Source organism: Chryseosolibacter histidinae (genome assembly GCF_018598225.1).
Taxonomy (GTDB): domain Bacteria; phylum Bacteroidota; class Bacteroidia; order Cytophagales; family Cyclobacteriaceae; genus Chryseosolibacter; species Chryseosolibacter histidini.
Map to the genome: position 1 here is coordinate 1 of NZ_JAHESF010000027.1, position 26,032 is coordinate 26,032.

General features: G+C 50.6%; 21 protein-coding genes and 1 riboswitch. Of the genes, 10 read left to right on the plus strand and 11 right to left on the minus strand.

Annotation, left to right across the window (positions count from 1 at the left end; translation table 11 throughout):
* Positions 1-1,941, plus strand: a 1,941-nt coding sequence (locus KK083_RS21900) for a bi-domain-containing oxidoreductase (protein ID WP_254167594.1), incomplete at its 5' end; no start/stop codon positions are given.
* Positions 1,934-3,526: an alginate lyase family protein gene (locus KK083_RS21905; RefSeq protein ID WP_254167595.1), complete on the plus strand. Its 1,593-nt coding sequence runs from the start codon at positions 1,934-1,936 to the stop codon at positions 3,524-3,526. The genes KK083_RS21900 and KK083_RS21905, both read left to right, overlap by 8 nt.
* Here KK083_RS21905 and KK083_RS21910 read toward each other — a convergent pair.
* The gene (locus KK083_RS21910; protein WP_254167596.1) at positions 3,495-4,721 is read right to left on the minus strand and encodes a glycosyltransferase family 4 protein; all 1,227 of its coding nucleotides are present in this window, start codon (positions 4,719-4,721) and stop codon (positions 3,495-3,497) included. The genes KK083_RS21905 and KK083_RS21910 overlap by 32 nt on opposite strands.
* 214 nt (positions 4,722-4,935) lie before the next feature.
* Between KK083_RS21910 and KK083_RS21915 the strand changes: the two genes are divergently transcribed.
* The 4 genes from KK083_RS21915 to KK083_RS21930 all read left to right on the plus strand — a co-directional run bounded on the left by KK083_RS21915 (position 4,936) and on the right by KK083_RS21930 (position 8,422).
* On the plus strand, positions 4,936-6,000 hold the full coding sequence (locus KK083_RS21915; protein WP_254167597.1) for a glycosyltransferase family 4 protein: 1,065 nt from the start codon (positions 4,936-4,938) through the stop codon (positions 5,998-6,000).
* Positions 6,001-6,070: 70 nt separating this feature from the next.
* Positions 6,071-7,108, plus strand: coding sequence for a phenylalanine--tRNA ligase subunit alpha (gene pheS, locus KK083_RS21920; RefSeq protein WP_254167599.1), 1,038 nt, complete (start codon positions 6,071-6,073; stop codon positions 7,106-7,108).
* Positions 7,105-7,962 (plus strand): 3-hydroxyacyl-CoA dehydrogenase NAD-binding domain-containing protein, encoded by an 858-nt coding sequence (locus tag KK083_RS21925; protein ID WP_254167601.1) that lies wholly within the window; start codon positions 7,105-7,107, stop codon positions 7,960-7,962. The genes pheS and KK083_RS21925 overlap by 4 nt, the downstream gene beginning before the upstream one ends.
* Positions 7,949-8,422, plus strand: a complete 474-nt coding sequence (locus tag KK083_RS21930; RefSeq protein WP_254167603.1) for a Rieske (2Fe-2S) protein — start codon at positions 7,949-7,951, stop codon at positions 8,420-8,422. Before KK083_RS21925 ends, KK083_RS21930 begins: the two co-directional genes overlap by 14 nt.
* Positions 8,423-8,563: 141 nt before the next feature.
* Here KK083_RS21930 and KK083_RS21935 read toward each other — a convergent pair whose 3' ends face one another.
* From KK083_RS21935 to KK083_RS21955, 5 genes are all read right to left on the minus strand, one after another.
* Positions 8,564-9,532 (minus strand): AAA family ATPase, encoded by a 969-nt coding sequence (locus tag KK083_RS21935; protein ID WP_254167605.1) that lies wholly within the window; start codon positions 9,530-9,532, stop codon positions 8,564-8,566.
* 57 nt (positions 9,533-9,589) lie between these two features.
* The gene (locus tag KK083_RS21940) at positions 9,590-10,006 is read right to left on the minus strand and encodes a DUF8785 domain-containing protein (RefSeq protein WP_254167607.1); all 417 of its coding nucleotides are present in this window, start codon (positions 10,004-10,006) and stop codon (positions 9,590-9,592) included.
* 140 nt (positions 10,007-10,146) lie between these two features.
* Positions 10,147-10,701, minus strand: coding sequence for a ribosome recycling factor (frr, locus tag KK083_RS21945; protein ID WP_254167609.1), 555 nt, complete (start codon positions 10,699-10,701; stop codon positions 10,147-10,149).
* 63 nt (positions 10,702-10,764) lie between these two features.
* A complete protein-coding gene (pyrH, locus tag KK083_RS21950; RefSeq protein WP_254167611.1) occupies positions 10,765-11,475 on the minus strand; it encodes a UMP kinase in 711 nt (236 codons plus the stop codon).
* A gap of 107 nt (positions 11,476-11,582) precedes the next feature.
* On the minus strand, positions 11,583-12,077 hold the full coding sequence (locus KK083_RS21955) for a biotin/lipoyl-containing protein (protein WP_254167613.1): 495 nt from the start codon (positions 12,075-12,077) through the stop codon (positions 11,583-11,585).
* Between the two features lie 288 nt (positions 12,078-12,365).
* Positions 12,366-12,462: riboswitch (TPP riboswitch) on the plus strand.
* Positions 12,463-12,511: 49 nt separating this feature from the next.
* Here KK083_RS21955 and KK083_RS21960 point away from each other — a divergent pair.
* A complete protein-coding gene (locus KK083_RS21960) occupies positions 12,512-14,962 on the plus strand; it encodes a TonB-dependent receptor (protein WP_254167615.1) in 2,451 nt (816 codons plus the stop codon).
* 167 nt (positions 14,963-15,129) lie between these two features.
* Here the strand turns inward: KK083_RS21960 and KK083_RS21965 are convergent, their stop codons facing one another.
* On the minus strand, positions 15,130-16,341 hold the full coding sequence (locus KK083_RS21965; protein ID WP_254167618.1) for a carboxypeptidase-like regulatory domain-containing protein: 1,212 nt from the start codon (positions 16,339-16,341) through the stop codon (positions 15,130-15,132).
* Positions 16,342-16,488: 147 nt separating this feature from the next.
* Here KK083_RS21965 and KK083_RS21970 point away from each other — a divergent pair, with 147 nt between their 5' ends.
* Entirely contained in the window at positions 16,489-17,616 is a 1,128-nt protein-coding gene (locus KK083_RS21970; protein WP_254167620.1) for a sensor histidine kinase, read from the plus strand.
* A gap of 69 nt (positions 17,617-17,685) precedes the next feature.
* Positions 17,686-18,429 (plus strand): LytR/AlgR family response regulator transcription factor, encoded by a 744-nt coding sequence (locus tag KK083_RS21975; protein ID WP_254167622.1) that lies wholly within the window; start codon positions 17,686-17,688, stop codon positions 18,427-18,429.
* Between the two features lie 259 nt (positions 18,430-18,688).
* On the opposite strand, the gene KK083_RS21980 is transcribed toward KK083_RS21975, so the two are convergent.
* Both KK083_RS21980 and KK083_RS21985 read right to left on the minus strand, forming a co-directional pair.
* Positions 18,689-20,002, minus strand: a complete 1,314-nt coding sequence (locus KK083_RS21980; RefSeq protein ID WP_254167624.1) for a TonB family protein — start codon at positions 20,000-20,002, stop codon at positions 18,689-18,691.
* A complete protein-coding gene (locus KK083_RS21985; RefSeq protein ID WP_254167626.1) occupies positions 19,989-20,558 on the minus strand; it encodes an RNA polymerase sigma factor in 570 nt (189 codons plus the stop codon). The genes KK083_RS21980 and KK083_RS21985 overlap by 14 nt, the downstream gene beginning before the upstream one ends.
* Before the next feature lie 85 nt (positions 20,559-20,643).
* On the opposite strand from KK083_RS21985, the gene KK083_RS21990 reads away from it, so the two are divergent.
* Positions 20,644-22,518 carry a vWA domain-containing protein gene (locus tag KK083_RS21990; RefSeq protein WP_254167628.1) on the plus strand — a complete coding sequence of 625 codons (1,875 nt, stop codon included), beginning with the start codon at positions 20,644-20,646 and terminating at the stop codon, positions 22,516-22,518.
* Between the two features lie 301 nt (positions 22,519-22,819).
* On the opposite strand, the gene KK083_RS21995 is transcribed toward KK083_RS21990, so the two are convergent.
* Complete coding sequence (locus KK083_RS21995; RefSeq protein ID WP_254167630.1) at positions 22,820-25,390, minus strand: phosphoenolpyruvate carboxylase; 2,571 nt, start codon at positions 25,388-25,390, stop codon at positions 22,820-22,822.
* 176 nt (positions 25,391-25,566) lie between these two features.
* On the minus strand, positions 25,567-25,968 hold the full coding sequence (locus KK083_RS22000; RefSeq protein WP_254167632.1) for a DUF1573 domain-containing protein: 402 nt from the start codon (positions 25,966-25,968) through the stop codon (positions 25,567-25,569).
* Positions 25,969-26,032 lie beyond the last annotated feature (64 nt).

Here is a 26,032-nt window from a genome sequence, read left to right on the forward strand (position 1 = left end):
CGTGTGAAGATGGTGCTCGACAAGATCAAGTCAGACGGCCTCATCCCCACGCTGGAGACGGTGTTCAAAAAACTTGATGAGCCGCTTCCCCTGGGATATTGCAACGCAGGCGAGGTGATAGCCGTGGGAGAAGGTGTAGAGAGCTTCAAGATCGGAGACCGTGTGGCTTCCAATGGCAACCACGCCGAGATCGTGAGCATCCCTAAAAACCTGGTGGTCCGCATTCCTGATAATGTTTCATACGAAGAAGCTTCATTTACGGTGATCGGCGCCATCGGCCTGCAGGGCATCAGGTTGCTGAATCCCACCTTCGGCGAAACCGTTGTGGTGGTGGGCCTGGGACTGATCGGCTTGATCACCGGGCAGCTTCTCCGTGCCAATGGCTGCAGGGTGATCGGTCTTGATTTTGACGAAGCCAAAGTGCAGCTGGCAAAAGAGCTGGGCATGGATGGCATCAATGTGTCTGGCGATACAAACTCCGTGGAGGCCGTGATGCAAAGAACGTTTGGGGTAGGCGCAGACGGCGTAATCATCACCGCTTCTTCAAAAAGTGACGATATCATTTCGCAGGCCGCACAGATGTCGCGCAAACGCGGACGTATCATACTGGTAGGTGTGATCGGGCTTGACATCAGAAGGTCCGATTTTTATGAAAAAGAGCTCTCGTTCCAGGTTTCCTGCTCGTACGGGCCGGGCCGTTATGACGAAGCCTACGAACAGAAAGGCATTGACTATCCACTGCCTTATGTGCGCTGGACTGAAAAAAGAAATTTCGAAGCAGTTTTGCAGGCGCTTGCCGATCGCACCCTGAATGTGGGTAAGCTGATCTCTGAAGTGGTAGACCTGGAACAATATAATACCATCTATGGTGCCATCAGCCAGTCGCGATCCATTGCTTCGCTCATCAGGTTCCCGCTCACCGATGCTGAGCCTGCGCGCAAAGTGGCTGTTAGCGGAAGCGTTACCTATACGCCGCGTCAGCCCGTGTTGGGTGTGATCGGTGCCGGTAACTTTACAAAAATGGTGATCGTGCCCACCCTCAGGAAACTGAACGCCCAGCTCAAGTACATCGCCAGCGACAAGGGACTCACGGGCACCATGCTGGCCAAGAAGTATAACATCGGCTACTCCACCACCGACTATAAAGAAATACTCTCCGACGCGGAAGTGAACACCGTGCTCATCACGGTAAGACATAACCTCCATGCAAAACTCTGTCTCGAGGCGATCCAGGCAGGCAAAAATGTTTTTGTTGAAAAACCGCTCGCCCTTCACCGCGAAGAAGTTGACCAGATCAAAGCCGCGCTCGGTCAGCATCCTGCAAGCTCGCTCACGGTGGGCTTCAACAGACGGTTCTCGCCATTTGCTGTGATGGCCAAAGAGCTTCTGCGGGGCTCGTCTGCCATGCAGGTGATCTGCACCATGAACGCCGGCGCCATTCCCGCCAACTCGTGGGTGCACGATATGCAGGTGGGCGGAGGCCGCATCATCGGAGAGGCGTGCCACCTTATAGACCTGATCACTTATTTCACGGGCAGCCTGGTGGAAGAAGTGGTAATGTCGGCTTTGGGAACAGACCCACGCGAAAATACTGACAACGCCGTGATCACCATCAAGTACAAGAATGGATCGCAGGGTGTTATCAACTATTTCGCCAACGGCAGCAAGGCCTATTCCAAAGAACGTGTGGAGGTCTACAGCGAAGGCAGAACCATCGTGATAGACAACTACCGCAAGATGAAGTGTTACGGCTTCAGCAAGAGTGGTATGAGCTCATCGCAGGATAAAGGACACAAGAACCAGTTTGAGCTTTTCCTGAAAAAGATCCAGCAGGGCGAAAAAGTGCTGATCCCTGCGTCGGAGATCCTGAACACGTCGTATGCGGCGCTGGCTGCGCTCGAGTCATTGAAAACCCGTCAATGGGTGAAGGTTGATGATTGATCGCCTGATCAGAATATTCCATACCCTGCGTTACCTGAAGCCGGTACAGCTTTATTACAGGGTGTATTTTGTGCTTGCCAGGAAGCGTGTTGTTTCCTTTTTTAAAAAGAAGCTTGACGATGCCGTGCCGTTGTCTGTGGCAAAGCTCACATTGCATCCTTTCAGCATCCATCATGCCGTGCCCGAAGGCAACAGGTTTGTGTTCCTCAATCTTGAAAAGGATTTTGGTGCGCGGGTGGACTGGAATTATGCTGCTAACGGCAAGTTGTGGAATTACAAGCTGAACTATTTCGAGTTTGTCAACGATGAAAAAATAGACAAAGCCTACGCCCTGGCCCTCATCACCGATTATTGCAAGGCGATGAAGAACATCGACTGGGGTCTCGAGCCTTACCCCATCTCGCTCAGGGGCATGAACTGGATCAGGTTCTTTGTTACACACAAAATTTCTGACCCGCAGCTTAACCGCGCCCTGTATTGGCAGTTCAAAATGTTGTACTACACGGTTGAGTATCATCTGCTGGGAAACCACCTGATGGAAAATGGTTTCGCGTTGCTGTTCGGCGCCTATTACTTCCGTGATGAGAAATTTTACAAAAAGGCTACGCGCATTTTGAAGACAGAGCTGGCGGAACAGACTCTTGCTGACGGCGCACACTTCGAGCGCTCGCCCATGTATCATTGTATTTTGCTGCACCGCGTGCTCGATGCGTATAACCTTGTGGCCAGCAACCCATGGAAGCAGGACGAGCTGCAGACAATATTGAAACAAAAAGCAGCGGTGATGGCCGGGTGGCTGAAGCAGATGCAGTTCAGCAATGGCGACCTGCCCCAGGTGAACGATACGGTTGAGCATGAGTGCGAGCCGTCAGTGCTTTTCCAGTATGCGCAGGCGTTAGGAATACAACCGCAAACCACGGCACTCGGCGAATCCGGATACCGGATGATCCGCACACCACGCTTCGAGCTGCTGATAGATGTAGGCAATATCGGTCCCGATTATATACCGGGCCATGCGCACAGCGACACCTTCAGCTTCATTCTTTACGTAGACGGAGCCCCGCAGCTGGTGGAGACGGGAACAAGCACTTACCTGCCAGGAGAGAGAAGACATCTGGAGCGTACCACGGCATCGCACAATACCGTGGCCGTTGCAAAATGTGAGCAAAGTGATGTGTGGAGCACCTTCAGGGTTGGCAGGCGCGCGAAAGTGATCTCATTAAAAGAAGAAGCGAATGCAGTGACCGCCACTCATGACGGATACCGTTCCATCGGCGTCCTGCATGAAAGATCATGGACGTGGACCAATGATTCGATCACGATCACAGATAAAGTTACGGGTAACAAAAGTGCGGAAGCTTATATCCATTTTCCGCCAGGTGTGCAGCCCAGGATGTTAGATGCCGGCAAGATCGACGCTGGTTTCTTTTTCATCGGGCTGGCAAACCACACACAGGCGTCCGTTGGCGAGTACCTGATGGCCGCAGGGTTCAACAAGCTTGAGCGTTGCGCCTGCCTCAATATTCAATTCACTGACAGATTAGAAACAAAGATCAGTTTGCACGCGCCGGGGCAACTTCGATGATAGCCTTCAGCATATCGCCGGCAAGTTTTCTCCGGTCGTAATCACGCGCCAGGTTGCGGCATCCTTCTGCGTAGTCTACCTCGCCTGTTGTGATGTTGCGCCTTAGCACCGAAAGTTTTTCGAGGAAGTCGGTCTCATCTTCAGGTTCGAAGCAAACGCCGGCGTGATACTGTGTGATGATCTTCTGCGTTTCACCTTTCAATCCGAGAAAGATCGGCTTGTTCATGGCGGCCGTCTCGAAGATCTTGGAGGGGATCACATTTTCGAAGGTACTTGACTTGCGTAAAGGAACCAGGGCTACGTCGAGCACGGAAAGATAATCGGGCACCTGGTTTTTTGGTACCGGATCGAGAAAGATGAAGTTCTCCAGGCCGAGCTCGCGGGTTCTTCTGATCAGGTTGTTTTTCTCAGCACCATCGCCGATAAATAAAAAACGGATGTCGTTGTCTGTGATCTTCTTGGCTGTTTTTACAATGAAATCAAGCCCATGCGCCAGGCCGTGCGTGCCGATGTAACCAATCACGAAATCGCGCTGCAGGTTGAGCTGCCGGAGTATGTCCTGGTTTTTGCTGCGGGGCTGGAACCGGCTTGTTTCAACACCGTTCTTGATCACCACTATTTTGTCAGGAGAAATGCCGCGTGATGAAATGTTCTCTTTGAATGAGTCGGTAACCACGACCAGCCTGTCTGCCTGTCTGTAGAGGAACAGTTCCAGTTTTTCGAGCGCGCGGATGATGGAGCTGGTCTTGATCGCGTTAACAGCCTGGATCGATTCAGGCCAGAGATCACGCACCTCCATGATCCATTTTCTGCGTTTAAAAAAAGATAAAAAAAATCCGGATAACGCCGTGAAGAATTGGGGGGAGGTGGCGATAATGACGTCACATTTAACGAACAAACCGGCTATAAACGAGCTGAAGGCAAAACTTAAAAAGTCGAGTGATCTTTTTACCGCTCCTTTGTTTGGCGCAATAAAGGTCCAGACCCTGATAACATTGATCCCATCCATGGTTTCTTTGGAATAGAGTTTGTTTTTATATCCCTCGTAGACCTTGCCCATGGGGAAATTCGGGAAACAAGTGATCACGGTCACCTTATGCCCGGCCTTTACCCATTCCCTGCAATGCTCAAACGTTCGCGACGCGGGAGCATTGAATTCCGGAGGAAAATTGTCCGTCAAAAAAAGAATGGTCATGTTATTTCTGTAACGCACGGCAAAACTATACTTTTAGGATCAATCTGAAATGAAAATCTCCGGGGATAACCTACTTTAGAGAAATCCAGGATTGTAAAATAAAAATATACAGGAGATCGGGAGCGATTTCCAACTGATGGTCAATAAGAAAGACTTAATGGAGAATTCTTTGAATTTGATTAGTTTCCTTAATTTTGGCCCCAGACCCTGAATTATGACCATTCAGCTAGCAGCAGCTATTACATCTTTTGTCATTTCCTTTCTGATCCTGCCGATCATAATCAAATATTCGTTAAAGAAAAATCTTGTTGATATTCCCGGAAGACGTAAGATCCATAAAAAGGTAACCCCTTCGATGGGTGGTATTGCCATTTTTTGTGGATTTTTTATTTCTACACTTATCTGGCTTGACTTTCAGAGCTGGGGATATATAAAATTCATTCTCGTAGCTCTTTTTGTGATCTTCTTTATCGGCGTCAGAGACGATCTTGTGCCCTTGAGGCCGATGCTCAAGCTCATGGGACAGATCATGTCTGCCTGCCTGCTGATCTTTTTGTTCGACCTGAAGCTTAAATCACTTTACGGACTGTTCGGCATCTACGAGCTGCCCGAAGTAGTGAGCTTTCTCCTGACACTGTTCACCATCATCATCATCACCAATTCGTTCAACCTGATCGACGGGCTCGACGGGCTGGCCGGAACCATTGCCAGCATCGCGCTTTTTGCCTTCGGTACCTGGTTTTTTCTGATCGGCGATACCATTTTCGCCATATTTTCATTTACCATGCTGGGGGCTATTTTCTCGTTCCTCATCTTTAACTGGGAACCCTCGGAGGTGTTTATGGGCGACACGGGAGCCCTGGTCATCGGCATGCTGCTGGCGATCCTGGCCATCCATTTTATCAATGTGAACTACGCTCTTCCGGTAGAAAATCCGTACAAGTTCAACGCCTCCGTTGCTACAGCCGCCTGCTTCATCATCATCCCGCTGGTAGATACCTCACGCATCATCATCCTGCGGTTGTTGAAAGGACAGTCGCCCTTCAAACCCGATAAAAGCCATATCCATCACGCCATCATGAGGCTGGGCAAAACCCATAGCCAAACTACCATCATCCTGGCCACAGCGCAGGTGTTCTACATCGTTATGGCGCTGCTGTTCAACAACATCGGCGATAAGTTCATGATCCTGGGTGTGGTTGTGGTATCCGTCATCTTAAGCGTGATCCTCGACAGGCTCATCCTCAAGAAGCTCGACGTAAAGGAAGTGCCGGAATAAGCCGCCACGCTGCCTCCCGGAACTGGTGCGTTCTCGATCAAAATACTATTTTTGCACCATTACACTGGGAATGGAAAACAAAATCAAAAGTCTGCTGAACGAAGTCACGGCCTTCACCGCCAAGACCAAACAAGACCTGGAGACATTCAGGCTGAAGTACATCAGCCGTAAGGGCGCGCTGGGCGACCTCTTTGAAGAGCTCAAGCAGATCCCTGCTGAACAAAAAAAGCAGGCAGGTAAGATCCTGAACGAGCTCAAGCAGGCAGCCGAGGGCAAGTTTGCCGAGCTCACGCAGCTACTGGAATCCAGTGCGCAGACCACCACCGATATCGATCTTACGTTGCCGTCAGTGCCCAACAAGGTGGGAAACCTCCATCCCCTCACGCTGACCAAATACAGGATCATCGAGATCTTCGAACGCCTGGGCTTTAACGTTGCCGACGGACCGGAAATAGAAGACGATTGGCATAATTTCTCTGCGCTGAACTTTCCGCCCGATCACCCTGCACGCGAAATGCAGGATACCTTCTTCATCGAAAAAACCAACAAGGAAGGTGGTGATGTGCTGCTGCGTACCCACACCTCCAACGTTCAGATCAGGCTGCTCGAAAAACAAAAACCCCCTGTGCGTGCCATCATGCCAGGAAGGGTATACAGGAACGAAGCCATCTCCGCGCGGGCGCACTGTTTCTTTCACCAGGTAGAAGGACTTTACGTCGATAGAAATGTAAGCTTTGCCGACCTCAAGCAGACGTTGTTTCACTTTGCCAAAGAAATGTATGGCAAGGATATCAAGCTGCGCCTGAGGCCGTCGTTCTTTCCGTTTACAGAACCCAGCGCCGAGATCGATGTTACCTGCCTCATCTGCAAGGGAGAAGGTTGCGTGGTATGCAAACGCAGTGGCTGGGTGGAGATTGCCGGTGCCGGTATGGTGCATCCGAACGTGCTGCGCAACTGCGGCATAGACCCCGAAGAGTTCACAGGTTTTGCGTTTGGTATGGGCATCGAACGGGTTACACAGCTGCGCTACCAGGTGAACGACCTCAGACTTTATTCAGAGAACGATATCCGTTTTCTGCGCCAATTCCATACTGAAGGAACTACATGACCGTTGACGCTATCAAGTCAGTAGCCGTTGTCGGAGCGGGAACCATGGGGCAGGGAATCGCCCAGGTTTGCGCCGCGGCAGGGTACAAAGTTTTGCTGTACGACATTCAGCCTGACCTGATCAGCAACGCTCTTGAGCGTATCAGAAAAAATCTCGTCACACTGGTAGAGAAGGGTAAGATCACCGCAGCGCAAAAAGACTCGGTCACAGCGTTGATTACACCCGTGAGCGATTTTCGCCAGCTCCAGGTAGAGCTCGTCATCGAAGCAGTGATCGAAAAGCTCGAGGTGAAGCAGAAGATCTTCGCCGAGCTCGAGAAGATCAACGACCAGAGCTGTATTCTCACAACCAACACCTCGTCGATCCCCATCACACAGATCGCTGCCTCGCTGAAATATCCGCAGCGTTTTGCCGGGCTGCACTTCTTCAATCCGGCTCCTGCTATGAAGCTGGTGGAGATCGTAAAAGGTACAGCCACCACAGACGAGACCGTGCAGCTGTTGTTCCAGTTAGCGCAGAAGCTGTCGAAGCAGGCCGTGCTGGCACAAGATTCGCCTGGGTTTATCGTTAACAGGGTGGCGCGCCATTATTACGTTGAGGCGCTGAAGCTGCTGGAAGAGAACGTGGCGGATTTTAAAACCATCGACGCGCTGTTACGGGCAACCGGGTTTAAGATGGGGCCGTTCGAGCTGATGGACCTCATTGGTGTTGATGTGAATTTTTCGGTGACCACTTCCATGTTCAACGCCTTTCACCACGATCCGAAGTTCAGGCCCAGCCGCATCCAGCAGCAGAAAGTTGACGCCGGCCACCACGGACGTAAAACCGGAAAGGGATTCTATGACTACGAGTAAAGTATTACGCTGCTATAAGAGCCTGCTGTTTTCGCTGATCGCGATCTGTCTGCTGATCACGATCAACGCCTGCGAACCCGATCTGTCTGACGACCAGATCCCGCTGGCAACTTTTTCTGACATTCACATCAACCTGAACCTGCCGGCCTACAACAACCTGCGCACCGTGGGCGGGTATGTATATCTCAACGATGGCGGCAACAGGGGCATCATCCTTTATCATCAGAGCGCATCGAACTTTATCGCTTACGACAGGAACTGCTCGTACCAGCCCAACAACGCCTGCGCCACTGTAGGAATGCACTCATCAACGCTCTACATGGTAGACGATTGCTGCGGTTCTACCTTCGACCTTGCCACAGGACAGCCCACGGGTGGTGTAGCCTGGCGACCCCTCAGGAAATATCAAACCATCCTGAGCGGTAGTGAGCTGGTGATCACAAACTCAATTGTAGAGTAAATAAGGTACGAAGTCCGGGAAACAAGTACGAGGGACGAGGAACGAAGTACGGGTTAGTACAGCGTAAACCTCCGAATCGGCAGCCAGATCATGTGCATGACTCAAAACGTTGTCAATTGCCCATTTTCAACTGTCAACTGATTATTTCATCAGTTTTCCAATAATATCATCAACACTGATCCCTTCGGCTTCAGCCTTGAAGTTGCGTACAATGCGGTGGCGCAGCACGGGTTTGGCGATGGCTTGAATATCTTCAATATCGGGAGAGTATTTGCCGTTAAGCAGCGCGTTGCATTTGGCGCCCAGCACCAGGTACTGCGATGCCCTGGGGCCTGCACCCCATTCGAGGTATTCACCTGCGGTGGGTGATCCGCCGGTTGTGCCGGGGCGGGTTTTGTTGGCCAGCGACACCGCGTATTCTATCACATTATCCGGTACGGGCACGCGTCTCACCAGGTGTTGGAAATAGGTGATCTCTTCACCCGTCAGCACTTTGTTCACCGTCTTCGGCTCATCCGAGGTGGTGGTCTTCACTACTTCCACTTCGTCTTTGAAGGCTGGATAGTTCAGCAGGATGTTGAACATAAAACGGTCGAGCTGGGCTTCCGGCAGGGGATACGTACCTTCCTGCTCGATCGGGTTTTGGGTAGCCAGCACAAAGAAAGGGCGCGGCAGCTCGTAGCGCTGACCGGCGATGGTAACAGCATACTCCTGCATGGATTCCAGCAGCGCCGCCTGTGTTTTGGGTGGCGTCCGGTTGATCTCGTCAGCCAGGATGATGTTGCCGAAGATTGGACCCCTTACAAATTTGAAGTTCCGCTCCTTGTCGATAGTCTCCGCGCCGAGAATGTCTGAGGGCATCAGGTCAGGTGTGAACTGGATCCGCTTGAACTGCAGCTCCAGCGACGTGGCGATGGTTTGCACGAGCAGGGTTTTAGCCAGTCCCGGCACACCCACCAGCAACGAATGGCCCTGGCAGAAGATGGCAGTCAGCACTTGTCTTACCACTTCGTCCTGGCCGATAACTACTTTCGAAATTTCTGCCTTAAGCTTTTGATAGGAGGCCGCCAGTCCTTTAGCCGCTTCAACATCAGATGAGAACTTTGTCATGTACTTTAATTTTCTGCTGCACTTATGCTTTTGTTTCAAACGGCCAGCATACCGGTTTTAATGCTCGGGGCGTTCTACTTTTGTGATGAAATACATTGTCTCCCCCCGCCAGGGGAAGGTAGCATATCGTTTCACGTAATGAAGGTTCACCCGCTCCCCGCTCAAAGCCACGGTTTCAAGGTCTTTCAGCACCTGCTCGTTGCTGCTTTCAACGGAAAAGTCGAATGCTTCCGCGATGGGGTTTACCCCTTTCAGCGCACCGAAGGTCTGGAGGTTGAGTTGCCCCTCGTAGGTCTTGAAGATGATACCTTTTTTGCTGATCCGCAATACCGTGCCGGCCCGCACACCTTCATCGTAAACACCCCAATACATAAAGCTGAATATAATAATGCCTGCGATCAAAGCAGTTATGAGGATGATCCTGACTATTTTTTTAGCGGTATTTTTAACCTTTGAGCCAAAACTTTCGGACATGATTAACAGGATTTAAGGATTTACTGGATGAGCAGGATGAATATATGGCTGCTTATTCCGGAATGAAGAAAGATGTCTGGATTAACAGGATTGATGAATCCCCAACCATCCTGTTCATCCTGGAAATCCAGTTGATCCTGCTATACGGTCATGATCTCCGCTTCCTTCTTCTTCATCAAGGCGTCGATCCGCTGGATGAAATCATCGGTAAGCTTCTGTACCTGTTCTTCCGCATTTTTCACATCGTCCTCCGAAACACCTTTTACTTTTTTCAGGTCTTCGTTGGTCTCTTTGCGGATGTTGCGGACGCTCACTTTGCCATGCTCGCATTCATGGCCTACCTGCTTCACAAGCTGCTTTCTTCTCTCTTCCGTCAGCATCGGTATGTTGATGATCACCTGCTGGCCATCGTTCTGCGGATTAAGGCCGAGGTTGGCATTCTGGATAGCTTTTTCAATCTCACCGATCAGCCCTTTCTCCCAGGGTTTGATAAAGATGGTGCGGGCGTCAGGGGTGGTAAGAGATGAGACCTGATTCAGGGGGGTCATGGCGCCGTAGTAGGAGACCTGAATACCGTCCAGCATAGATGGATTGGCTTTTCCTGCCCTGATCTTGGTGAGCTCGTGCCCAACGTGCTGCAGGGCTTTATTCATCAGGTCTTTGGCCTCGTCCAGATATAATTGAAGTTCATCCATACGTCAATTGTATTAGTAAATATAAAAAATAATGGCTTTGTGCAGGTATTCAGTCCCTGATCATTAGCTGATCAGCGTGCCGGCTTCTTCACCGTTCACCACCCTCAGCAGATTGCCGCGTTTGTTCATATCAAATACAATGATGGGAAGCTTGTTCTCCATACACAGGGTGAAGGCCGTCATATCCATGATATTCAGGTTCTTTTCGTATGCTTCCTGGAAAGATAGTTTGCTGTAGCGTTTGGCATCGGGAAATTTCTCCGGGTCTGCCGTATAAACACCATCCACGCGCGTGCCCTTCAGCACCACGTTCGATTGTGTCTCGATGGCGCGCAAGCTAGCCGTTGAGTCAGTAGTGAAGTACGGATTGCCAATGCCTGCGCCGAAGATCACGATCCGCCCTTTTTCAAGGTGACGGATGGCCCTGCGCCGGATGAAAGGCTCGCACACCTGCTCCATTTTTATACCGGCCATCAGGCGCGTATACATGCCATGGCGCTCGAGGGCACTCTGCAATGCCATGCCGTTGATCACCGTTGCCAGCATGCCCATATAATCGCCCTGAACCCGGTCTATTCCCAGCGCCTCTGCCTGGCCGCCCCTGAAAATATTTCCGCCCCCGATAACGATGGCGATCTCTACTCCTTTTTCCTTAATGCCTTTGATCTCGTCACAATATTGTTCCAGCACCGCGGGGTCTATATTGGTAGTATTTTTGGAGGATCCCTGCAGGGCTTCGCCGCTCAGTTTGAGAAGAATGCGCTTATATTTCATCGTTCGGTTTTATCCGTTTAGGTAGTCCGTTGAGCTTCTTGCATCACTGAACAGACCGCTTTTTGGAAACAGTGGCAAATATAGGGAAGTAATAAAAATAGCGAGGGTTAAAATCCAATCAGTACCTGATTTTTTTCCACACTGTCGCCTTTTTTTACGTTGACAGTTTTTACCGTACCGTCGCCGGGGCACTTGATGATATTTTCCATCTTCATGGCCTCCAGGATCAGCAAAGCATCGCCCGCCTTCACCACATCGCCCGCTTTCACTTTCAGGTCTATGATCAGGCCCGGCATCGGCGCCTTGATCACATTTACCTTGCTGCCGGCGTTGCTGTTCATTCCCATCTTCTCCAGCAGCAGATCAAACTTGTCTTTTACCACCACAGGATAGATGCGGCCGTTCACCTTGATCTGGAAGGTTTTGGCCGCCGCATCCGCTTTCACAACCTCCGCCTTGTAACTGTTGTTCTCATGTACAATGTGAAAATATCCGTCGGCGATGGTGACCATGTCCCATTCAAAAGGCTGGCCGTTAACAGTGAAGCTTTCACCCGAGGTGCCGATCTCAAAAGTTTTGTTGTTGACTGTAGCCTTGAACATGCGGGACGTGAGTTGGTAGAGGTGCAAATGTAAACCAGGATTTTTTAGGATTTGCAGGATTTACCGGATTAAAACCGGGGCCAGGATTTTAGGATTTACAGGATATTCAGGATTAATACCAGGATCAAACCGGGATGACAAGATTCACAGATTTGCTGGATTAAGTATCGCTATGGCCTTTTGGAGTGCCTTGATTATCAGCCGCTAGCGACGTTTATAAAGCCAAAATTTGAAAATCTCAGAAATTCAGACATAACTTTGTCCTGTCGGGGTCATTGTTGACCATCGACAATTTAATAGGGGTGCCTAAAAATAACGGGCTGAGATTATACCCATTGAACCTGATGCCGGTAATGCGGCCGAAGGGAGGCAAGGTTAAACGTACGCGGATGCATTCCCCTGTGCAACCGCAGGTTTAAACCAACAAAATCAAAATGTTCAAATTTCTTTTTTCAGCAGCAGTGTTGCTGTTGTCGCTGAGCAGTTATGCCCAGTATTCACTCACCGGTGTTGTGCGCGATGAGCGTACCCATCAGGCGCTGACGGGTGCCACGGTGCAGCTGGCAGGTACCACGCAGGTGGCCATCGCCGATGCCTTTGGCCGTTTCGGATTCTATAAACTTCCCGCCGCCGAGTATGTTGTCACAACAACGTTTCTCGGTTACGCCGAGGCTAGCGAAAAAGTGCACCTCACCGCCGATGCGGAGATCGAGATCGCGCTGGCCGAAACCGCGGTGCTAACGGAGGCGGTAGTGGTCAGCGCCACCCGCGCCACCGACAAAACACCTACTACCTTCACCACAGTAGGCAAAGAAAAGATCCGGCAGCAGAACTTCGGCCAGGACCTGCCTATCTTACTAAGCTGGACTCCTTCAGTTGTCACCACTTCTGATGCGGGTTCAGGCGTGGGTTACACCGGCATCCGCATCCGCGGAAGCGATCCCACCCGGATCAACGTTACCATCAACGGCATCCCCTACAACGACAGCGAGTCGCTCGGAACGTTCTGGGTAAACATTCCCGATGCAGCTTCATCGGCGCAAAGCATCCAGATCCAGCGCGGTGTGGGCACTTCTACCAATGGTGCCGGTGCTTTCGGCGCAAGCATCAACGTGCAGACCAACACAAAAAACGATGAGCCCTATGCCGAGGTGATCAACTCGTTCGGTTCCTTCAACACCCGCAGGCATACGCTGAACTTCGGCACCGGCCTGCTCAACAAACATTGGGTGGTTGACGGCAGAGTGTCGAAGATCCTGTCAGACGGTTTCATCGATCGCGCGTCGGCTGACCTTCAGTCATACTACTTCTCCGGAGGTTTTTATGGCGGCAAAACCATACTCAAGTTTGTGATGTTCGGCGGAAAGGAACGCACGTACCAGAGCTGGTATGGTGTGCCCGAGTCGCGATTGAAGAACAATACCGAAGCCATGTTCACCACCGCCATGAACGAAGGCTGGAATGAAGAACAGACCAACAATTTGTTAAACTCCGGCACCCGCACCTTCAATCCCTACATGTACAAGAACCAGGTAGACAACTATCAGCAGAACAACTACCAGCTTCATTTCTCGCGGCAGCTCAGCAGCGCCTTCACGCTCAACACCGCGCTTCACTACACACCCGGCAAAGGTTATTTTGAAGAGTATCGCTATAACGACAAGTTTGTGAACTACGGGCTAAGCCCTGTGACCATCGGCGATTCTGTGATCAACTCCGCTGACCTGATCCGCCGGCGCTGGCTCGACAACGATTTTTATGGCTTCACCTATTCGCTGAACTATGACCGCGACAACTGGAATGTTGTGCTGGGCGGCGCATGGAACCGCTACGATGGCGACCACTTCGGTGAGATCATCTGGGCTCAGGTATCTACTGTGCCTTCAGAGCACCGGTATTATTTCAACAATGGCGATAAGCGCGATTTCAATACGTACCTGAAAACAAACTACCAGGTGAACCCGCAGCTGAACGTGTTCGTCGATCTTCAGTATCGCAAGATCCTGTACAAGGCCACCGGCATCGAGAACAAGCTCAACAACATCGCGGTGGATGAACAGTTCGATTTTTTCAATCCCAAGGCCGGCCTCACCTATGCGGTCTCTGACAATCACCAGCTTTATGGTTCGTTCAGCGTGGGCAACCGCGAGCCAGTGCGCGACGATTTTGTAGACAACCCCGGCCGCACACCCAAACATGAAACCCTTCACAACCTGGAAGTGGGCTATCGCAGCAAGGGCAAACGCCATACCCTGCATGTGAACTATTACCTGATGGACTATAAGAACCAGCTTGTGCTCACAGGGCAGGTAAACGATGTGGGAGCATCTGTACGCACCAATGTTGACAACAGTTACCGGATGGGTGTAGAGGTAGAAGGTTTGGTGAAATTGTCGGACCGGTTGCAGTGGAACGCCAACTTCACGCTGAGCCGTAACAAGATCGCCAACTTCACGGAAGTTTTATACGACTACGGTCCAGGCTTCGACGAATACATCGCCGTGGAAAGAACTTATAAGAATACCGACATATCTTTTTCGCCGAATGTGATCGCCGGATCTTCTCTGTCGTTTTTCCCGTTCAGAAATGCCGAGATCACCTGGCTGGCCAAATACGTGGGCGAGCAGTTTCTCGACAACACTTCCAACAAAGCCCGGAGCCTCGACGCTTATTTTGTGAACGACCTGCGCATCGGCTACAGCTGGAAACCTGGCTTTGTGAAGGAGATCAACTTCAGCGTGCTGATCAACAATATCCTCAACGAAGAATATGAATCGAACGGCTACACCTGGGGCTATCGCGGCGGCGGAGAAGAGTACCGCGAAAACTATTACTTCCCTCAGGCAGGGACGAATGTGCTGGGAATGGTTGCCGTCAAGTTTTAGGTGATTTCCACGCTGTATTGAGTGGTTTTAGTTGACAGTTGACAACAGGGCAATTGACAATATGTGGGGTCAATTGCCCTTGCGTTGTTCTTATTGGAATTGAAATACACCTGTGAACATTACACTCATCCGTTGTCAATTGCTTCATTGTCAACTGTCAACTGATTTCAATATTCCTCAAACTGTTTCTCCAGCGGCGCGAGCTTTTCGAGGTCGGCCAGGATCTTGGTGTCAAGGGGAGTCTCTTTGATCACGTTGTAGTTTTCCCAGAATTTTTTGTTGTAAGGTTGATCCTGGTACTGCAGGCTGTAGTTGCGCATTCTTTCGGTGGAGCCAATCCGTTCTGCTGAATTGGCGCGCACGCGGTTGATGAGGAGCTGCTGAAAAAGCTCTGTTTCGAACCTGATCTCGTCAGTCTTGGCGTCGTACCAGTTGATCCTCGACGTTACCGTGATGTAGTTCGGGTACATCTTGCCCTGGTAGCGCCTGAAGTCGAGCGTCTTTTTGAGGCCCACATATTTACTGATGAGATTCTTTTTCTTGCCGAGGTAGCCGTGCTCGGTCGAGTCTTCCAGCTCCAGGTGAATGATCGAAAAATCTTCCTTATCGATATACACCTTCAGCTTGTATTCTTTATCGTAGGTCACCACGTAGATGGCGTGCCCGTCGTAAAATGAATTTTTTTCGCGCCCTGCGTTTTCAACTACCTCGCCCTCGAGGTCAACTTTGCGGTAGCGTACATCATTGTGAAGCAAAAGATCTTCCAGCAGGTTGATCTGGTCGAAATAGTGTGTGAATTTACTTTCGTAGCCAATGCTCTTGCGCACTTCCAACAGCTTCACCCGTTCGCGCAGCCTGTACTTGTTTCTGGGTTCCGAATAGTTTTCGTCGTAGATCTGTACGGCCGCTTCCAGCAGGGAAATATAGGTTCCGCCTACTTTTTTGATATCGCGGTAGAAGCCATCCATCAGGAAAGGCTCCATGGGATAGTTTTGTTCGATGCGTGAAAGTGCGATGCCCAGGATGTCGCCACCTGTCAGTGTGTCAGACACCACGATCTCCTGCAGCTCGATCGGCGACTTGTCAAGCGTGATCACCTGGTCTGCAATGCCCGCCAGGGTCCAGATCGGGGCTTCGAAGCTGCGGTAGCCCAGCATGCTCACCACCAGGATGTCGTTGCGGTTCTCCGGGGGCACGTGAAAATCGAATTCACCCTGTTCGTTCGATATAGTGCCGATAGCAACCCCTTTTACCCCCACGGAGGCAAAACCAAGGGCTTCCCCGGTTTCCTTGTCCTGAATTCGGGCAGAAATCGTAAGGTTCTGCGACCGGCTAACGACCGGCAACGCAATAACGAGTATAAATAGCAGTTTTTTCACCTTAATTAGCTGTCGAATATCATTAATAACGGTTGTCCGTCAAATGTAATGTAGGATTATCCACCCAAATTGAATATTTATCGTGCATTAACCCGTGTTAATCGCTTTTGCTTTCCATTCCGTAACTTTATTCTCAATTTCACCGGCTTGAAGTTTATTGATGACATACCGCGTATCTGGAAAAGGGCCTATTTGCTGCTCTGTTTCTGGTATGCTATTAATTACGCTGTGGGTACTTTCCTGGAATGGAAGCTGGAAACTCCTAATACCTACATTTTTTGGAACGCGTTGTACCTTTTCGAGGCACTTTGCATTCTGATCGTTGCGATCTTCTTCTACTGCAATTTACTTTTTAAATACAATATATACATACAGGTAGCCGGGCACACGGCCGGTGTGATGATGTACTTCCTTACCATGGGCACCCTTTCATACTACCTGGAAGACTACGTGGAGGGTTTTGTGTACTTCGAAAACTGGAAAGATCACCTCGTTCAGCTGCTGAAATGGGAAGGATTGCATTTTCACGATCAATATATTATCACCATCGCCGTATATTATGTGATCCGTTATTTCGACGGGCAGCAGAAGCAGGAGCACGAGAAGAGCGAGCTCAATATCAAGAACCGCGAAATGCAGATCTCGCTGCTGAAGTCGCAGATCAACCCGCACTTTTTGTTCAACACGCTCAACTCCATCAACACGCTTATCGGTTCCAGCAAGGAGCAGGCGCGCAGGGTTATCACGCAGCTCTCGGATATTTTCCGGTATGCCCTTGATTCGCATGGCGACCAGATGGTACGGCTGATCCACGAGCTTGACTTTATCGACAACTATATCCGCATTCAGCAAGTGCGTTTTGGCGATCGCCTTAAGTTTGTGAAGCAGGTTGATTTTTCCTGCCTTAGTGTTTATATCCCGCCCATGATCCTGCAGCCGCTCGTTGAGAACTCAGTGAAGTATGGCATTGCTCCCAAAGACGACGGCGGTACAATTGTGCTCACCATTAAACGTTTCAATAACATGATCTTCTTCGAAGTGAAAGATGATGGGCTGGGATCTAAAGCGAAAAAGGTGATGGACGGAAGCTCCAGCGGCGTGGGATTGAAGAATACAGACCAGCGCCTTAAAAGTATTTTTGGGGCAAGCTCCGGCCTGAGGATCCGCTCAAACGAATGGGGTTATTCCGTCAGCTTCTTCATTCCTTTCGAAGAGGCCCTCAGCGAAACGCAGGCAGAGCCCGAAAATCAGCAGACGCTGAACAAAGCAGGGTAATGCCTTTCAAAAAATGATCTCAACAACAAATCAAACCACAAACCAAGTAATACATAAATCCACAATCCAATGAACATAACCTGTGTTATTGTAGACGATGAGAAGTTAGCCCGCGATCTTCTTACTGAATATCTTCAGCAAATGCCCAATATTCAGATCGTTGGAGAGGGCACCAAAGGAAAAGAAGCTGTTGAAGTGATCGATAAGTTAAAACCTGATCTCGTTTTCCTCGATGTGCAGATGCCCGGCATGACCGGCTTCGACGTGCTTGACGAGATCACACACGATCCGTTTGTTATATTTTGTACCGCCTATGATCAATACGCCATCCGCGCTTTTGAAAAGAATGCCGTAGATTACCTGCTCAAACCCCTCGACCAGGAACGTTTCAAGGTGGCCGTTGAACGCGCCATCAGCAGAATGAAGCTCGAGCAGAACAACGTAGGCGAGCTCTTACGCAGCATCAAGACCGAGAACAAAACCTCATACGACTCACACATCTTTGTTCAGAAATCGGAGAAGCTTCTCAACCTGCCCGTGGAAGAGATCGTGTACCTCGAAGCTTCAGGCGACTACACCATACTCACCACCAAGAATGACCAGTTTGTAAGCTCTTCCGGCATCGGCAAGCTCGAAGAGATCCTCAACCCGGAGCTGTTCATCCGCGTGCACCGCAGCACCATCATCAACATCAATGCGCTGAAGGAAATTGAAAAACACTTCAACGGTGGCATGGTGGTGAAAATGCAAAACGGAAAAAGCTTCCCCGTAAGCCGCACCTACGCCAAGCTGATCAGAAGAAAGGTAGTTTAGAAATACAGTCTACGGTCGACGGACCACAGTCCACAGCAAGTGCGTTGTGTTGTTAATGGATTCGTTTAGTCAGTCGACAGTTGACAATCCCGATGGTCTCGGGAGCAGTTGACAAAGGATAGACTTTAAAAACTAAGCGCCGCCTCAGATTCAAGTTAAGACGAGGCAGCGCTTTTCTTTTAGCCGTTGTCAATTGTTACCTTGTCAACTGTCAATTGTTTAAACACTACTCGTCTGTGGACCGTTGACTGATTTGCATTCAATCCGGCAGGTCGAACTTGAGTCTCACCTTCACTTTGTCTTTTACAGGCCGGTCGTTGCGTTTGGAGGGATTCCAGGCGGGGCCTTCCTTGATGAGCCTGATCACTTCATCGTCGCACCCGTAACCGATGCCTTTGATCACCTTGAACTCACCCAGCTGACCGTTGGCATCCACAGTGAATTGAACCGTTACCCTGCCTTCGACCTTGTTCTCAAGCGCCAGCTCGGGATAATTCATTTTTTCTTCCAGGTATTTTTCAAAGGCGTTGCGTCCACCCTGAGGTTCGGCAAATTGCAGCACGTTGTTGTTCGTTGTGCCTGCGCCTGTTACAACCACTTCACTCAGCTCAGTATAATCAGGTGTCATCTGGATGTTGATCTCGCGATTGTTTTCCGCCCTGACCTCAACTTCCTTCAGGCCGATGAACTGGAATACAAGGGTTTGTTTCGGGTCGTTTAAGGCGATCTGGTAATGGCCCACTTCATCGGTGATGGTGCCGATGTTAGTACCCTTTACCATCACATTCACACCGGGTAGGGGCATGCCGTCTTCCGTGGAGATCACTTTACCCTGGATGGTTCGAGGGTTAGCAGCTACTTCCCTTCGGGCTTCTGAAGCACGGGAAGCCTGTGCTCTTTTTTTGTCAGCGGCACCAGCATTGTCATCAGCCCTTTCAATTTCCCTGGGGGCTTCGGCCAGGTCTGCTTCAACGATCCGTTGATCTTCAGTTTCAATCGCTTCTGTCTGCGCCACCCTTTCTACCTGCGAAGCGGTCTCTTCATCGCGTGAAGCAGCGCCGGCAACAGGATTGGAGGTTGGTACCTGAGGTCTCGATTGGCCGGATGATTTCTTTTTCGCCTGAGCAGGTTGTGCTGGTTTGTTTAACGCGATCGCCTGGCCAGCGGCAGGCCTGCTGGCTATTGTATCATGTTTTACTTCTACCGTAGTGTCTGCGGCAGTTTGTGGAGCGACCTCTTTGTTCACCGCCAGGGTCTGGTCTGGCCGGTGGTTGCTCAGGTTGCCGATGATGTAAACACTGGCAACCGCCAGCAGTATGAGGCCGGCGGCAATGCCCAGAGACCAGCGCCAGAGTGAGATCACTTTAGGCCTTCGTGCCTGGGTGCGCTGGTGTAAGGTGTTGTGAAGCTCCTTCAGGTCGAACAGGAAGGAGTCTGGTCCGATCTGGTTGGCCCCTTCCAGCGCTTCTGAAAGGAAAGGATCCTGAAGCGCCTCTTTTTCAAGGGCATGCATTTCCCTGGGGGTCATTTCGCCCCGCAAATAACGTTCGATATCGTGTTTACGCCTGCCCATTACGTTCCATGCAGATCTTGAGGTTTCTTTTGCCGTTCTGAATATGACTTTTCACCTTGTTGAGGTCAAAACCGGTGATTTCGGTGATCTCTTTATAACATTTCTGCTCCAGATAAAACAATCTCACACATAGTTTCTGTTCCTCGCCCAGTGTCTCGATACATTTCTCTAATTTACTAAGATTTGTCTCTATTTCCGGCACGTCTTGCAGATGCGCTTCGGGGTCGGTTTCCATAATAAAAGGCGAAATTTCTTCGAAATTTTTACCTTTTTTCGATCGCAGCTGCATCAGGCAATGATTGCGGGCCGTCACGTATAACCAGCCTTTGAACTGGCTCACCGCGTGTTCTTTCAGGCTTACGATCAGCTTTTCAAATACCTGCATCACGGCGTCGCGGCTTTCTTCGCGGTCTTTCAGGTACTTGAGGCACACACCGAACACCAGCGAGGTGTAACGTTGATACAGCTCACCGATCACATCAAGCTGCTCACTTTGCTTATAAAGCGCCACAAGCTCCTCATCCGTCAGTTTTTTATAATCGTCAGCCGAAAGCATTTTTCAAAGTAAACAAAAATTTCCGGCGCAACGATATGGAATTTTTTCCGCGGGACATCTTCATGGAAATTTAAACACACAGCCTATGAAGAAGATATGGGTTTACCTCATAGCAGGTTTTCTATTGCTCAGTTTTGGGCAAGTACAGGAAAGAACGATCACGGGAACCGTCACCGCCTCTGAAGACGGAAGCCCATTACCTGGTGTCAATGTTATTCTCATCGGCACATCCACAGGCACTGTTACTGACGGACAAGGAAAGTACGAGATCAAAGTACCGGCAACCGGTGCAAAGCTGGCCTTTTCATTTATCGGTTATGTGAGTCAGGAGATCAGCGTCGGAACAAAAACGGTGATCGATGTCTCAATGTCAGCAGATACAAAGGCTTTGCATGAGGTGGTGGTCACCGGTTACGGAGTACAAAAGCAAAGCATGGTGCTCCAGGGGCGCGCGGCTGGTATTACAGCCACCAGAGGCCCTAGATCAGTGAAGAGACGTGCGGCCAAAGAAGCAGAATATGCAGACTATCAACCGGTGCAACACAACACCGAAGAATACGATGCCATCAATGAAAATATTTTCCACGAAGCTTTAAAGAATCCGCTCTCCACTTTCTCCATCGATGTGGATGCAGCCTCCTACAGCAACATCAGGCGATTCATCAGCAACGGCCAGCGCCCGCCCATCGATGCCGTGCGCATTGAAGAGATGGTGAACTATTTTGATTACGACTACAGCCAGCCCGAAGGTGAGCACCCCTTCGCCGTACACACCGAGATCTCCGAAGCCCCCTGGAATGCCAAACACCGCCTGGTGCACATCGGCCTGCAGGGCAAAAAGATCGCCACTGAAGATCTTCCGCCATCAAATCTTGTATTTCTCATCGATGTATCCGGCTCCATGGCCGATCCCAATAAACTTCCGCTGGTGAAGAGCTCGTTCCGCATGCTGGTAGAACAGTTGCGGGAGCAGGATCACGTTGCCATAGTGGTGTATGCCGGTGCTGCAGGTGTGGTGCTGGAGCCCACTTCAGGCAGTCGCAAGAAGGAGATCATCGCTGCGCTCGACAGGCTCGAAGCCGGTGGCTCCACCGCCGGAGGGCAGGGATTGAAGCTGGCTTATGCATTGGCCAAAGAACACTTCAGGGAAGGCAACAACCGTGTGATCCTGGCAACAGACGGCGACTTCAACGTGGGTGAGTCAAGCAATGCCGCCATGGAAAGACTGATCGAAGAGAAAAGAGAAGGTGGTGTTTTTCTCACCGTGCTCGGCTATGGCATGGGCAACTATAAAGACTCAAAAATGGAAACGCTGGCAGACAAAGGCAACGGTAACTACGCTTACATCGACAATATTTCAGAGGCCAGAAAAGTGCTGGTGAACGAATTCGGAGGCACCCTCTTTACCATTGCCAAAGATGTGAAGCTCCAGATTGAATTCAATCCTGCCAAAGTGAAAGCGTATCGCCTCATCGGTTATGAGAACAGGATGCTGAAGAGTGAAGACTTCAACAATGACAAGAAAGATGCAGGCGAGCTGGGCTCCGGTCACACCGTAACAGCGTTGTACGAGATCATACCGGTGGGTGTGGAAAGCGAGGCTTTCAAGATCGACGACCTGAAATATCAGTCTAACAAGGTAGCGTCATCGGCAAAACAATCCGATGAGCTGATGACCATCAAGCTGCGTTATAAAAAACCGGATGAGAACAAAAGCAGGCTGATCGAGCATCCGCTGATCGATACCCATACGTCCCTCGCCAGAACTTCTGATAATTTCCGCTGGTCTGCTTCGGTGGCAGCCTTCGGCATGCTGCTGCGCGAATCGGAGTTCATCAAAGACTTTTCATACGACGAAGTACTGGAGCTCGCAGCCGGTGCCCGTGGAAAAGACGAAGAAGGCTACCGCATCGAATTTATCAACATGGCCAAGTCATTCGGACTGGTAGCAAAGAAATAGCATCGTGAAACTGAGAAGGACTCTCTTCAGTAGGCGGTAGGCAAAAAAGCAGTAGGCAAGGAGAGGGCTAGTATCCGGGTCAACTGCTTTTTGTCACCGCCAGTTAGAGTCCACAGTCGACGGTCCACAGTCCACAGCAGCGCGGTGTTAACTCACACTCACTCGTACTTCGTACCTCGTAATTCGTACCTCTTACCTCGTACCTTCGGCATTCCGAAGCACCAGTGTTCAATCAACCCTCCCCGAATTCGTCAGGCCTCCTGGCTCCTTACTCCTGGCTTCTGGCTCCTGGCAACTACACCTAAGCTGAGTTCCTGGCAGCATTGATGATCCCAAACATACACCTCAGCACCAGCTTCCGGTATTCTTTTTCGAAGTCCTTTTCTTTGGCTGGCTGGGGGTCTCTGAGCTGTTGTAGTGCCGCCTGCTGGATGGTGATCAGCGGCAGAACGATGCGCTCGCGGAGCTTTACTGAGTCGCGGTTCACGGGATTGTTCTCCATCAGCTCCGACAATCCTGACACTTCAAGGATCATGGCAATGGAAAGCTCATATTCGTCGAACATGATGTTCCAGTATTCTCCGAACTCTTTGTCTTTAGACAGGTAAGCCGTGGCCGGATAATACGATTTGGTCAGCGACATCATACTGTTGGCCAGCAGGGTGCGGAAGAAAAGCGATTCTGAATAAAGGGCTTTCAGCTCCTTCATCTTTCCTTCGGTCTTCAATCGTTTCAGGGCACTGCCCACGCCGTAAAAACCGGGAATATTCTGTTTCATCTGGGCCCATGATCCTACAAAAGGAATGGCCCGCAGGTCTTCGAACTTGAGTCCGTCGCCGGAGCTGCGCCTCACAGGGCGTGAGCCGATATTGATATCGCCGAAGAAAGAGAGTGGTGTTATTTTTTCCAGATAAGGAACAAACTTCGGGTGGTGCTTCAGGTCGAGGTAAGCTTTGTGGCCAGCCTCGGCGAGTGACTCCAGCAGCGCTTTTTCCTTGTCGGAGAGTTGTACTACGTTGTTCCTGAACACATCGTTCTCGATGCCTGCGGAAAGAAGCTGCTCGAGGTTGAAGAGACATGAAACAGGTTTGCCGAAGTTCGAGCTGATGGTCTGGCCCTGGATGGTGATCTGTACTTCCTTGTCTTCGATGGTCTCTCCCAGGGAAGCATAGAAATCGTGGGTGTTTCCACCACCACGTGCCGGGGGGCCACCGCGGCCGTCGAAGAACACAGCGGTGAGTCCATGTTCACGTGACAGGATGGTGAGGTTCTCCTTAGCCCTGAAGATAGACCAGTTTGCGCGCAGGTAGCCGCCATCTTTGGTGCCGTCAGAAAATCCGAGCATGATGGTCTGCTTGTTGCCGCGGCGTTTCAGGTGCTCACGGTAAGCTGGTATGCTGTAAAGCGCATCCATCACGGAGGGGGCATGCGCAAGGTCTTCAATGGTTTCGAACAGCGGCACAATGTCGAGTGTGAGGTCATCACCTTTGGCCAGCAAAAGTTTGGCGAGCTGGTATACACGTACCACATCCAGCGACGACTGGCAATTGCTGATCACATAACGGTGGCATCCCTCTTCGCCATTGATCGCCTGGATCTCGCCGATCACCTTGATGCTCTCGATCAGCTCCGATACAAACGGGTCTTCGAATTTCAGCGACTGTGGTTTGAACTTGAGCTTCAGCAGCGTGTCGATCTGTTCCTGCTCCGGACGTTTGGCGAGGTCTTTGAGCTTTTTGTTCTTTGTTTGAAGCTGCTTGAGAATGGCTTCCCAGGCGTAGATATGTTTGCGGCTGTCTTGCCGGATGTCCATGCTGGCGAAATAAAATCCGAAGATCTTCACCTTAAGAATGAGCTCGTCCAGCAGGTTGAGGAACAGTCCGCGGTGCTCTTCGATCAGCAGCGTGCGGGCCTTGTTCAGGTCTTCCAGGATTGCTTCCGCATTTTTGTATCCGTCTTTGGTATTGCCATACGCAAGCGGATAGATCTTGCGTTCAACGTCGGCGATAATGGTATCCACACCTTTGAAGGTGAGTCTTCTTTTCAGGAACCGGGCATCGCGGTAGTAGCAACGCATCAGGGTCTGTTGTAACCGTTGCGCTACTTGCAGGGTGATGGCGTGTGTAACAAACGGGTTGCCGTCACGGTCGCCACCGGGCCAGAAGCCGATCTTGATCAGGTCAAAGTTCTTCCACGAATCCAGGTCTATGTTCAGGCCCGTCATCAGCTTGAGGATGATCTCAGGGATAACGGGGTAAAATACATTTTCGAGGAACCACGACAGGCTTATGGCCTCGTCATAGGGTGTCGGCTTCGAGCGGTTGATGAAAGCCGTCTTGCCGAGCTGGCGCAGCAGCAGGTTGATATGCTCCAGCTTGCTTTCGCGGATCGCCTCCTCCAGGTCGTTGAGGATGGCCAGCACATTGCCGGGGTAGAACTGGGTAGGGTGCGCGGTAAGCACTACCCGCACGCTGAAATCTTCCAGCTTCTTTTTCAGTGCATCGATCTGTCCTTCAGAAGAGGCGCGCAGCAGCAATGCCGAGACTGTTCCCTTTCCGTGCAGGTCGTTGATCTGGTCGAAGGCGGCATCCTCCACCGAATCGAACAATACTACCTGACGTTCGGTATACTGGATGAAGTTGAACAGCAGGTTGAACTGCTCTTCACGCGTGGCATTGGGCGTGAAGTCCTGGAAGAACTTCTTGATAATGGCCCGGGGCTCTTTTCCCTTGGCAAAACCCTCTTCGCAGGCCTGCTGCAGCAAGGGCAGCAAGGTGCCGGTGCGGTAAATGCCGGTGTACGGAAGGTTCAGGAATAGGCTGTTATAAATGTGATAACGCGTAGAAACAGCCTCGTTGTAGTTGGCGGACATGGTTGTTTAGTAATGACCTTCTACAAATTTATTAAATAGAGGTCTTAGCCATCGCAACGCGGTCCTGATATTCCAATAATTTTTTCGAAAACGTTTACAGTTGAAGTTCTGGCAAAAAAAATGGCTTTCGTTACAAGATCACGAAAGCCATCCGCAAAAGCGTTTTTGAATGCCGTTTACAGGGCTACCACTTCACCTTTGATGGTGAGTTTTGCCACCCCTTCTTCGGTGTTGGCGTTGACGGTCACGGTTTTAGTGAACTGTCCGATGCTGGCCGCATTGTAAGTGGCCTTCACATAACCCTCAGCGCCGGGTGCGATGGGGTCTTTGGTATACGATGTTACGGTGCAGCCGCAGGAGGCCTGTACGGTTGAGATCACCAGCGGAATATCGCCTTTGTTGGTGAACTTGAACTCATAGGTCACCGGAACACCAACCTTGATCTTGCCGAAATCATATTCAATGCGGGTCCAGTTGAAAATGGCGGCATCGGGGTTTCCGCTTACCGGCCGGGTATTCATGGCAACAAGGCTCGCTACCAACGCCAGGGAAAAGAATGTTAAAGCAATTTTTTTCATGATCTGTAGATTTAAGATGAATATTATTGTGTTCGAACCAATGCAAAACTCGTAGCAGCACCAC